We start from the raw sequence: 10,845 nt of genomic DNA on the forward strand, positions 1-10,845 counted from the left end.
GTCAGTTCCCCCGGACCTGCCAGCGGCGGCCGAAACGCTGGGTGATGCGGTCGAAGATGATGGCCAGGATCACGATCCCCAGGCCCGCCATCAGGCCACGCCCGACCTGCAGGCGGTTGATGCCCTGCAGGACTTCATAACCCAGGCCGCGCACGCCGATCATGGAGGCGATCACCACCATGGCCAGCGCCATCATGGTGGTCTGGTTGATGCCCGCCATGATGTTGGGCAGCGCCAGCGGCAGTTGCACGCCAAAGAGCTGGCGGCTGCGGCTGGCGCCGAAGGCCCGTGAGGCCTCCAGCACTTCCGCGTCCACCAGGCGGATGCCCAGGTCGGTCAGCCGGATGACGGGCGGCACGGCGTAGATCACCGTGGCGAACAGCGCCGCCAGCTTGCCCAGGTTGAACAGCATGACCACCGGAATCAGGTAGACGAAACTGGGCATGGTCTGCATGACGTCCAGGATCGGCAGCATGACGGTACGCACCCAGCGGAAGCTGGCCATGGCGATCCCCAGAGGGATGCCGATGATCACCGAGAACGCCACCGCCACGATCATCAGCGACAGCGTCTGCATGGAGGCTTCCCAGAGGCCGATGAGCCCCACCAGGCACAGTAGCGCGCCCATGGCTGCGCTGAAGCGCCAGGAGCGGCTGCTCAGCCAGGCCAGCCCCATGATGACGGCCACGACCGCCCACCACGGCGAATGCCGCAGCAGGTTGTCGGACCAGACCAGCAGATCCAGCAAGGGCTGGGTCAGCGCCCGCAGCACGTCGGCATACTCGTTCACCAGCCCATTGACGAAGGCGTCGATGGGCCGTTGCAGATCCCGGGCTGCAATCAGTTCAGGAAACATAGGGCCTCCTTACAAGGCGGCCTTGACACGCTCCGTCACGTCGGCTGGCAGCCAGGCGCTCCAGACGGCCTGCTGGTTCTTCAGGAACCACATCGCCGTCGGCTGGGGCTCGGCCTCGTTTTCTTCCATGTAGGCCATGGTCTGGTTCATGACATCCAGGGGCATCTGGACCTTGGAGAGGAATTCGGTCAGTTTCGGGGCGTCCTGGGTGAATTTGGCGGTGACCGCCGTGAACACCGGGTTTTCAGGATAGTCGGAGGCCTGAGGGTTTTCGCAGTTCGGATCGGTCAGGCATTTTTGCTTCCCGGCGTCGAACGGCGGCAGTTCCAGCTTGACCAGATCCATGGAGCCCACCAGCGGGGTCGGATACCAGTAGTAGAAGACCACGTTTTCCTTGCGCTGGTAGGCTGCCGTCAGGGCCGCCTTCTGGGTCGCTCCGGTGCCGGGAGAGAACAGCGTGAAGGTATCGCCCAGACCCAGGGCCTTGAACAGATTGGTGCTGACGACTTCGCAGCCCCAGCCCGCAGGACAACCATAGAAGCGGCCCTTGGACGGTTCTTCCGGATCCTTGAAAGCGTCCTTGAATTTCGGCAGATCAGCGGCGCTTTTCAATTCAGGCAGACGCTCGGCCGTGTATTTGGGGATGAACCAGGCTTCGCCGCCCATGTAGATGTCGCCGATGCGCTTGACCTTGCCCGTAGCCTCGGCCTTGGTCCAGGGCTCCAGGGTGCTGTTCAGCCAGATCTCGCTGTTGATGTCCAGGTCGCCTCGTTCGAGGGCAGCCAGGGCCGGCAAGGTTTCCGTCGGCAGGACTTCGGATTCGCAACCGTAGCCGTGCTGGGCAATGAAGCGTTCGACTTCGACCAGGACCAGATTGGATTCCCAGTTCATGCCGCCGAAACGCACGGCGCGATCAAGTTCGCATTGTGGCGCGTCGGCCGCCCGGGACACGGACGGGGCCAGCGACAGGCCCGCCAGCGCCGCCGACAAGGCGAAGCCCAGTACGGTACGGGACAGACGGGGGGAACGGGTCGCGACAGGCGACGAACAAGCGGAGATAGACATAGATGCCTCCTTTGGGTTACGGAGACGCCGGACACGCACGACGAGGCCGACGCCATAGCTTAGGGGAGGGTGTGCGGAAGACGGCCGCTGGCCGCCAATACATACCAGCACTGCAGGCGCGAAGCGCCTATGGACAGACAGGGCCGTGAACAACCAGTAACGGACACTGTCAGAATTGATAGAAAAGACTACCGAAGATCGGTCAGTTTACACGCAAGATGAAAGAAAATAAAGCATATTGATGAAAACCCGGTTTTCAGGCATGAAAACCGCATCCTGCGACAGCCCGCAAAAAAACCCCGCAAGCCCCCATGCGAAGGACTCCGGGGCCTGGCAGAAAGGCCGTTCAGCGGTCCCGGTAAATGTAGTCGCGCCGCCAGGGGTAGGCCTGTTCCGCCGGGTAGTCCAGTTCGTCGGAGCGCCCCGTCGGCTGGGGTTGAGCAACGATCTGGTGCAAGGCGATCCAGCCGTGCTCGAAGCCCATTGCGCAGCCCGCCAGATACATGCGGTAGGCCCGCAGAGACCGTTCGCCCTCAGGCGTGTTTAGGATGGCGCGAGCCTCGTCCAGGCGGGATTCCAGGGCGTCGCTCCAGGCCCAGAGCGTGCGGGCGTAGTGCGGCCGCAGATTTTCGACGTCCAGGTCTTCCAGACCGGCCTCGGCCAGGGTCTGCTGCACGTAATGGATGTGGGACAGCTCGCCGCCGGGAAAGATGAATTTCTCGATGAAATCCCCCATGCCGGCGCCCAGTTCGCTGTTGTCCAGCCCACCCGCCGTGATGCCGTGATTCAGGATCAGCCCGCCAGGCCGCACCAGCCGGCGCAGCTTGGCGAAATAGCCGGTCAACTGGGCCCGCCCGACGTGCTCGAACATGCCGACCGAGGCGATCTTGTCGTAGGGTCGGGACTCGTCCAGCTTGCGATAGTCCAGCAGTTCCATGCGGACGCGTCCGGCCAGGCCTTTTTCCTGGATCAGGCGATTGACGTAGGCGTGCTGATTGTTCGACAGGGTGATGCCGGTGACATCGACGTCGTAGTGTTCTGCCGCCCACAGCATCAGGCCGCCCCAGCCGCCGCCGACATCCAGGAAACGCTCGCCCGGCTTCAGGGCCAGCTTGCGGCAGATGTGATCGAGCTTGGCCTCCTGGGCCTGTGCGACGGTGAAATCGGGTTCGCGGTAGTAGGCGCAGGAATACACCCGGCGCGGGTCCAGCCACAAGGCGTAGAAATCGTCGGACAGGTCATAGTGGAATTCGATCTGTCGCGCGTCGCGTTCGATCGAATGACGCCAGACCGACACCAGCCGCTTCACCAGGCTGGTCAGCCAGCCCGAGCGGGCCAGATCAACGGGCGATCCGGGCAGGATGCCGGCCGCCAGCCGCATCAGGTCCTGCATGGAACCGTCGAATTCGAACTTGCCCTCGACGTAGTCCTCGCCCAGGACACCGACCTCGCCCGCCGCGAAATGCGCCAGAACGGATGCATCGCGCACGCGCAGGCAAATCGTGGCGTCGGCGGCACCGACTTTCTGCCCATCCGGCAGTTCCATGGAAACCGGCATCGGCAATGCGCCCAGCTTGTTCTCGATGATGGATGCGATCGCAGTCAACTAGAGCCTCCCTCAGTCCTGTACAAGACCTTGCTATAGTAGAGCGCCAATCCCTCCTGCTTCAAGCGCCCTGCGCCAGCGCCTTGCCTGCCCCATCCTCCCCACCCATGGTTTCCCGTTCTTCCTCGCTGTCGCTGCCCCCCTGGCTGATCCTGATGGGCGCGCTCGCCGCCATCGGCCCCCTGGCCATCGACATGTACCTGCCCGCCTTCGGCGCCATGGCGCACGACCTGGGCGTGCATCAGGGACAGGTCGAACGCACCCTGGCCAGCTACCTGCTGGGCCTGGCCCTGGCTCAACTGGCCTATGGTCCGCTGGCCGACCGCTACGGCCGCAAGCCGCCGCTGCTGCTCGGCCTGGCGCTGTTCTCGGTTGCCTCCATCGCCTGCGCGCTGAGCCGGGACATCGACCACCTGATCCTGTGGCGCGTGGTCCAGGCCTTCGGCGGCGCCGCCGGCATGGTGATCCCCCGCGCCGTGATCCGCGACCATCTGGACACCCGCGAGGCCGCTCAGGCCCTGTCCCTGCTGATGCTGGTGATGGGCGTGATGCCCATTCTGGCACCCCTGCTGGGCGGCCAGGCGGTGACACTGGGTTCCTGGCGCACCGTGTTCTATCTGATGAGCCTGGTCGGCGTCGGCCTGTGGCTGGCCGTGGCGCTGCGCATGCGCGAATCCCTGGACCCCGCGCGCCGCTCACCGCTGGCCGTCGGCGCCATCGCCATCCAGTTCCGCCGGCTGCTCACCCACCGCGGATTCATGGGCTACACCCTGGCGGGCGGCTTCGGCTCGGCCGGCCTGTTCGCCTACATCTCGGGCTCGCCCCAGGTCTTCATCACGATCTACGGCATCGACCCACGCTGGTTCGGCCTGCTGTTCGGCCTGAACGCCGCCTCGCTGATCTTCGCCTCGCAAGTCAGCGCCCGCCTGCTGAACCGCTACCCGCCGATCCGCCTGCTGGCCCGCGCCCAGGGCACGCTGGTGCTGATGACGCTGTGCGCCCTGGCGCTGACCCTGCTGGACTGGATCACCCTGCCCCTGCTGATGCTGTGTCTGATGGGCTTCATGGCCAGCCAGGGCTTCGTCGGCCCCAACGCCGCCGCCCTGGCCCTGGCCGAACAGGGCGGACGCCTGGGCGTGGCCTCGGCGCTGATGGGCGCGCTGCAGATGCTCTGCGGCGCTTTGGCCGGCTTTGCCGTCAGCGCCTGGCACACCAGCACCCCCCTGCCTCTGACCGCCGTGCTGGCGCTCTGCGCGGCCCTATCGTGGTTTTTCGGCCGCATCGCTCTGCGGACCAATCGAACACCCGCTTGATTTACTGAGCAATTTCAGTATAGAATCCAAGGCTTTCCCGATATACATACACAGAGGTGAGACCATGGCACGCGTATGCCAAGTAACCGGCAAAGGCCCGATGGTGGGCAACAACGTCTCGCACGCGAACAATAAAACCAAGCGTCGTTTCCTGCCCAACCTGCAATCGCGCCGGTTCTGGGTCGAATCTGAAAACCGTTGGGTGCGCCTGCGCGTATCCACCAAGGCCCTGCGCACCATCGACAAGAACGGCATCGACGCCGTCCTGGCCGACCTGCGTGCCCGTGGCGAACTGGCCTGATCGGCCGCGCATAGGAGCACATCATGGCTAAAGGCATCCGCGAGAAAATCAAGCTCGAATCCACGGCTGGCACGGGTCACTTCTACACGACCACGAAAAACAAGCGCAACATGCCGGAAAAAATGCTGATCAAGAAATTTGATCCGGTCGCGCGCAAGCACGTCGAGTACAAGGAAACCAAGCTGCGTTGATCCGGGATCGCCTCTCCCGGACCGTCTCACCGGTTTCCATGAAATCCCCGCCTTCGAGCGGGGATTTTTCTTTGCGCGGCGCGCGAGCCGCGACGCGGGGGCTTTCGGACAGCCCCATGCGCCACGACCCTCTATAATGTCGGGCTGACCCTTTTCACTCTCATTTCCCAGACGGATCCATGCAGGAACGCTACCTCCCGAACCAGGTCGAAACCGAAGCCCAGGCCCACTGGCGCGCGGGCGACGTCTACCGCGTCACTGAACACGCCGTCGGTGCCGACGGTTCGCCCAAGCCCAAGTTCTACGCCTGCTCGATGCTGCCCTACCCCAGCGGCAAGCTGCACATGGGTCACGTGCGCAACTACACCATCAACGACATGATGACCCGCCAGTTGCGCATGCGCGGATACAACGTCCTGATGCCCATGGGCTGGGACGCCTTCGGCATGCCGGCGGAAAACGCCGCCATGAAGTCCGGCGTGCCTCCGGCAAAGTGGACCTACGACAACATCGCCTACATGAAAAAGCAGATGCAGGCGATGGGGCTGGCGATCGACTGGTCGCGCGAAATGTGCGCCTGCGATCCGTCCTACTACAAATGGAACCAGTGGCTGTTCCTGAAGATGCTGGAAAAGGGCATCGCCTACCGCAAGACCCAGACCGTCAACTGGGATCCGGTCGACCAGACCGTGCTGGCCAATGAACAGGTCATCGACGGCCGCGGCTGGCGCTCCGGCGCGCCGGTGGAAAAGCGCGAGATCCCCGGCTACTACCTGCGCATCACCGATTACGCGGGCGAACTGCTCGACACCCTGGAAGACGGTCTGCCCGGCTGGCCGGAACGCGTGCGCCTGATGCAGGAAAACTGGATCGGCAAGAGCGAGGGCGTGCGCTTCGCCTTCCGCCACGACATCCGCGACGCAGACGGCGCCCTGATCCAGGACGGCCTGATGCACGTCTTCACGACGCGCGCCGACACCATCATGGGCGTCACCTTCTGCGCCGTGGCGCCGGAACACCCGCTGGCCACGCACGCGGCCCGTGGCAACCCCGAACTGGCCGCCTTCATCGAAGCCTGCCGCCAGGGCGGCACGACCGAGGCCGAACTGGCCACCCGCGAAAAAGAAGGCCTGCCCACCGGTCTGTCCGTCATCCACCCCCTGACGGGTGAACCGGTCCCCGTCTGGGTCGGCAACTACGTCCTCATGAGCTACGGCGACGGCGCCGTCATGGGCGTGCCCGCTCACGACGAACGCGATTTCGCCTTTGCGCGCAAATACGGCCTGGCCATCCGTCAGGTCATCGCCGCCGAAGGCAAGACCTATTCCACCGAAGCCTGGCAGGACTGGTACGGCGACAAGCAGATCGGCCGCACGATCCAGTCCGGCAAATACGACGGCCTGTCCACCCCCGAGGCCGTCCAGGCCGTCGCCGCCGACCTGAAGGCCCAGGGCCTGGGCGAGCTGCGCACCACCTGGCGCCTGCGCGACTGGGGGATTTCCCGCCAGCGCTACTGGGGCACTCCGATCCCCATCATCCACTGCGCCGATTGCGGCCCGGTGCCGGTCCCCGAAAAGGACCTGCCCGTCGTGCTGCCCGATGACCTGGTGCCCGACGGCAGCGGCAATCCGCTGGCCAAGCACGAAGGCTTTCTGTCCTGCCACTGCCCGTCCTGCGGCAAGCCGGCGCGGCGCGAAACCGACACCATGGACACCTTCATCGATTCGTCCTGGTATTTCATGCGCTACACCTCGCCGGGCAACGACCAGGCCATGGTGGACGCCCGCAACGATTACTGGATGCCGATGGACCAGTACATCGGCGGCATCGAGCACGCCGTGCTGCACCTGCTGTACGCGCGTTTCTGGACGCGGGTGATGCGCGACCTGGGCATGCTGAAATTTTCCGAGCCCTTCACGAAACTGCTGTGCCAGGGCATGGTGCTCAACCACATCTATTCACGCAAGAACGAACGCGGCGGCATCGAATATTTCTGGCCCGAACAGGTCGAAAACATCACCGACGACAAGGGCGGCATCACCGGCGCGCGCCTGAAATCGGACGGGTCGATGATCGACTATGGCGGCATCGGCACCATGTCCAAGTCCAAGAACAACGGCGTCGACCCGCAATCGCTGATCGACAGCCAGGGCGCCGACACCGCCCGCCTGTTCGTCATGTTCGCCAGCCCCCCGGAACAGACCCTGGAATGGTCGGATTCCGGCGTGGACGGCGCCAACCGCTTCCTGCGCCGCCTGTGGGCCTTCTGCCACAGCCATCACGACGACATCCTCCAGCACGCCGGCACCACCCCTGACGGGGCCTTGTCGGACGAGGCTGCCGGCCTGCGCCGCCAGATCCACGGCCTGCTGCGCCAGGCGGACTACGACTATCAGCGTATCCAGTACAACACCGTGGTCTCCACGGCCATGAAGATGCTCAACACGCTGGAATCGGCCGCCCAGGCGGGCGTGTCCGGTCCGGCGCTGGCCGAATCCGCCTCCATCCTGCTGCGCGTCCTGTACCCCGTGGTGCCGCACGTCACCTGGCAGTTGTGGCGTGAACTGGGCCTGGCCGACGCGCTGGGCGATCTGCTGGACGCGGCCTGGCCCCAGGTGGACGAGTCCGCCCTGCGGGCCGATACGGTCGAACTGGTGCTGCAGATCAACGGCAAGGTCCGTGGCCAACTGAGCGTGCCCCAGGAAGCCGACAAGCCCGCCATCGAGGCCCTGGCCCGTGTGCACGAGGCCGTCGGCCGCTTCCTCGAAGGCCGCGAACCCAAGCGGGTCGTGGTCGTGCCAGGTCGGCTGGTCAACGTCGTCGGATAAGGTTCCATGATGCCTCTGGCTTCCTTCGCCTCCCTGCCGCGCCGCCTGCGCTTCGTTCTGGCGGGTCTCGCCCTGCTGGCGCTGAGCGCTTGCGGCTTCCACCTGAAGGGGGCCACGCCGCTGCCCTTCCAGACGATCTACACCAACATCAACCTGGACTCTGAATTCGGTGCCCTGCTGCGCCGCACCGTCACGGCCAACTCGCCGGGCACCCGCTTCACCGAGCGCCGCCTGGACGCCGACGTGTTCCTGCACCAGATCACCGAATCCCAGAATCTGCGTCAGCTTTCCCTGGACGCCGATGGCCGGGTCGAAGAATACGAACTGACCCTGGACTTCCAGTTCGAACTGCTGGACCGCCAGGGGCACTTGCTGCTGCCCCCCACGTCGCTGCTCAGCGTGCGCGAACTGCCCTACAACGACCGCATCGTCCAGGCCAAGGAAGGCGAAATCGAGCGCACCTTCAGAGACATGCGCAATGGTCTGGTGGATCAGATCATGCGCCGCATGAGCTCGTCCGAGGTCCAGGCCGCCTACGCCAACGCGATCGACCGACCCATCGTGCCCATGCCGGACGACACGGTTCGCGGGGCCACAGCCCCGGCCGGCCCGGCCCCGTCCCGGCCCTGACATGGCGCGCGCCTCGGCCGCAGACCGCCTGACAGAGCACTACGCCGGCGCTCAGGACCTGCCCGCCTGCACGGTCCTGAGCGGCGACGAGATCCTGCTGCTGACCGAGGCGGCCGACGCCTACCGCGCCGCCGCCATCCGTCTGGGCTGTGCCGAACGCACCCATCTGGTGATGGACGCCCGCAGCGACTGGGGCGCGGCACTGGCGGCCGCGCAGAACACTTCCTTGTTCGGCGATCTGCGCCTGCTGGAAATCAGCCTGCCCACCGGCAAGCCGGGCAAGACCGGAGCCGACACCCTGCAAAAACTGGCCACGATGACCGGCGACGGCCATCTGCCGGACCTGCGGCTGCTGATCCGCCTGCCGCAACTGGACCGCGCCACCCAGCAGAGCAAATGGGCCCAGGCCCTGAAGACCGGCGCCGACTGGACCGACATCGCTTCCATCCCGCGCACGGCGTTGCCGGACTGGATCGACGCCCGCCTGCACCGCCAGGGCTACACGGCGGATGCCGAGACGCTGGCCTGGCTGGCCGACAAGGTCGAGGGCAACCTGCTGGCCGCCCACCAGGAATTGCAGAAGCTCGCCCTGCTGCACCCCGCCGGGGCGCTCAGCCTGGAACAGGTCCAGGCAGCCGTGCTGAACGTGGCCCGCTACAATCTCTATGATCTGCGCGATGCCATGCTGCTGGGCCAGGCCGACCGGGCGCTGACCGTGCTGCGGGGCTTGCAGGCCGAAGGCGAGGCCCTGCCGCTGGTGCTCTGGGCCGTCGGTGAAGAAATCCGCATCCTGACGCGCCTGGCGCCCCATGTTCACGGCGGCCTGGACGCGGCGATGCGGTCCCAACGCCTGTTCGGCGCGCGCGAAAAGCTGGCACGCCAGGCCCTGACCCGTGTCCCCGTCGCAGCCTGGCCTGCGGCCCTGCGCCATACCCACGAAATCGACCGTATCATCAAGGGTGTTCCGGTGGACGGACTGCTGCGGGACCCCTGGGCCGAACTGGAGCGGCTGGTGATGCGCATCGCCACTGCAGGATCGCGCCGACGCTGAACGAAATACAGGTATAACTTGAACAAAAATCGCTACGCCATAGGTCTTTTTGCCGCCGGGCCGCCCCAAGGCAAAAAGCGCCCCCTCGGGGGGCAGCAAGCCGAAGGCGCAGCGTTGGGGCTTTGATATGAACACCACCACCGCCTTTTCCATGCAGACTCTGGGCCTCCAGGCCCGCCAGGCGGCGCGCATCCTGCGCTCGGCCTCCGGCGCCGCCAAGGCCGCTGCCCTGCGCTCCATGGCCGACGGCCTGCGGACCCGCCGCGCCTGGCTGCAGACGGAAAACGAACACGACTTGCGGGCCGCCGCCGAACGCGGGCTGGACGCCCCCATGATGGACCGCCTGCGCCTGTCCGACCGGGCGCTGGACCTGATGATCGAAGGCCTGCTCCAGATCGCCGCGATGCCCGACCCCATCGGCAGTCTCAGCGAAACCACCACACGCCCCAACGGCATGCGCGTGGCCCGCATGCGCGTACCGCTGGGCGTGATCGGCATCATCTACGAATCCCGGCCCAACGTGACGATCGACGCCGCCGCCCTGTGCCTGAAATCCGGCAACGCCACCATCCTGCGCGGCGGCAGCGAGGCCTTCCATTCCAACCGTGCGCTGGGCACGATCATCCAGGCCGGACTGGAAGCCGCCGGACTGCCCCCGCACGCGGTACAGGTCGTGGACACCACCGACCGCGCGGCCGTGGGCGAGATGATCACCCACCCGGAATGGATCGACGTCATCATCCCGCGCGGCGGCAAGGGCCTGATCGCCCGCCTGGCCGACGAGTCGCGCGTGCCCCTGATCAAGCATCTGGAAGGCAACTGCCACGTCTACGTCGACAAGGCGGCCGACCTGGATCGTGCGCTGGACATCGCCATCAACGCAAAGACCTACCGGACCGGCATCTGCGGCGCCATGGAAACCCTGCTGGTGCACGCCGACGTGGCCGCCGCCTGGCTGCCGCGCGCGGGCGCCCGCTTCGCCGGACTGGGCGTCGAGCTGCGCG

The 10,845-nt window shown here is 65.8% G+C and carries 10 protein-coding genes; 7 read left to right on the plus strand and 3 right to left on the minus strand.

Features of this window, described 5'->3' with window-relative positions; genetic code table 11:
* Position 1 precedes the first annotated feature (1 nt).
* The 3 genes from WA983_RS05535 to WA983_RS05545 form a co-directional block, all read right to left on the minus strand.
* The gene (locus tag WA983_RS05535) at positions 2-856 is read right to left on the minus strand and encodes an ABC transporter permease (RefSeq protein ID WP_424247373.1); all 855 of its coding nucleotides are present in this window, start codon (positions 854-856) and stop codon (positions 2-4) included.
* Between the two features lie 9 nt (positions 857-865).
* A complete protein-coding gene (locus tag WA983_RS05540) occupies positions 866-1,921 on the minus strand; it encodes an ABC transporter substrate-binding protein (protein WP_424247375.1) in 1,056 nt (351 codons plus the stop codon).
* Between the two features lie 346 nt (positions 1,922-2,267).
* Positions 2,268-3,479, minus strand: coding sequence for a class I SAM-dependent methyltransferase (locus tag WA983_RS05545; protein ID WP_424247387.1), 1,212 nt, complete (start codon positions 3,477-3,479; stop codon positions 2,268-2,270).
* Positions 3,480-3,634: 155 nt separating this feature from the next.
* Here WA983_RS05545 and WA983_RS05550 point away from each other — a divergent pair, with 155 nt between their 5' ends.
* The 7 genes from WA983_RS05550 to WA983_RS05580 form a co-directional block, all read left to right on the plus strand.
* Positions 3,635-4,840: a multidrug effflux MFS transporter gene (locus tag WA983_RS05550; RefSeq protein WP_424247377.1), complete on the plus strand. Its 1,206-nt coding sequence runs from the start codon at positions 3,635-3,637 to the stop codon at positions 4,838-4,840.
* 64 nt (positions 4,841-4,904) lie between these two features.
* A complete protein-coding gene (gene rpmB, locus WA983_RS05555) occupies positions 4,905-5,141 on the plus strand; it encodes a 50S ribosomal protein L28 (protein WP_043681023.1) in 237 nt (78 codons plus the stop codon).
* A 23-nt stretch (positions 5,142-5,164) separates the two neighbouring features.
* Complete coding sequence (gene rpmG / locus WA983_RS05560) at positions 5,165-5,332, plus strand: 50S ribosomal protein L33 (RefSeq protein ID WP_301115899.1); 168 nt, start codon at positions 5,165-5,167, stop codon at positions 5,330-5,332.
* Between the two features lie 179 nt (positions 5,333-5,511).
* On the plus strand, positions 5,512-8,160 hold the full coding sequence (leuS, locus tag WA983_RS05565) for a leucine--tRNA ligase (RefSeq protein ID WP_424247381.1): 2,649 nt from the start codon (positions 5,512-5,514) through the stop codon (positions 8,158-8,160).
* 6 nt (positions 8,161-8,166) lie between these two features.
* Positions 8,167-8,790, plus strand: a complete 624-nt coding sequence (gene lptE / locus WA983_RS05570) for an LPS assembly lipoprotein LptE (protein ID WP_424247383.1) — start codon at positions 8,167-8,169, stop codon at positions 8,788-8,790.
* A gap of 1 nt (position 8,791) precedes the next feature.
* Complete coding sequence (gene holA, locus WA983_RS05575) at positions 8,792-9,841, plus strand: DNA polymerase III subunit delta (RefSeq protein WP_424311715.1); 1,050 nt, start codon at positions 8,792-8,794, stop codon at positions 9,839-9,841.
* Positions 9,842-9,968: 127 nt separating this feature from the next.
* Positions 9,969-10,845: glutamate-5-semialdehyde dehydrogenase (locus WA983_RS05580; RefSeq protein ID WP_424311716.1), on the plus strand; the 877-nt coding region annotated here is incomplete at its 3' end.

This window comes from Castellaniella sp. (assembly GCF_049650445.1).
GTDB lineage: Bacteria > Pseudomonadota > Gammaproteobacteria > Burkholderiales > Burkholderiaceae_B > Castellaniella.

What these genes read in the sequence shown, in the direction of transcription:
- WA983_RS05535 (WP_424247373.1), bottom strand. Translation starts at nt 856, where the DNA reads ATGTTTCCTGAACTGATTGCAGCCCGGGATCTGCAACGGCCCATCGAC.
- WA983_RS05540 (WP_424247375.1), bottom strand. Translation starts at nt 1,921, where the DNA reads ATGTCTATCTCCGCTTGTTCGTCGCCTGTCGCGACCCGTTCCCCCCGT.
- WA983_RS05545 (WP_424247387.1), bottom strand. Translation starts at nt 3,479, where the DNA reads ATGCCGGTTTCCATGGAACTGCCGGATGGGCAGAAAGTCGGTGCCGCC.
- WA983_RS05550 (WP_424247377.1), top strand. Translation starts at nt 3,635, where the DNA reads ATGGTTTCCCGTTCTTCCTCGCTGTCGCTGCCCCCCTGGCTGATCCTG.
- rpmB (WP_043681023.1), top strand. Translation starts at nt 4,905, where the DNA reads ATGGCACGCGTATGCCAAGTAACCGGCAAAGGCCCGATGGTGGGCAAC.
- rpmG (WP_301115899.1), top strand. Translation starts at nt 5,165, where the DNA reads ATGGCTAAAGGCATCCGCGAGAAAATCAAGCTCGAATCCACGGCTGGC.
- leuS (WP_424247381.1), top strand. Translation starts at nt 5,512, where the DNA reads ATGCAGGAACGCTACCTCCCGAACCAGGTCGAAACCGAAGCCCAGGCC.
- lptE (WP_424247383.1), top strand. Translation starts at nt 8,167, where the DNA reads ATGATGCCTCTGGCTTCCTTCGCCTCCCTGCCGCGCCGCCTGCGCTTC.
- holA (WP_424311715.1), top strand. Translation starts at nt 8,792, where the DNA reads ATGGCGCGCGCCTCGGCCGCAGACCGCCTGACAGAGCACTACGCCGGC.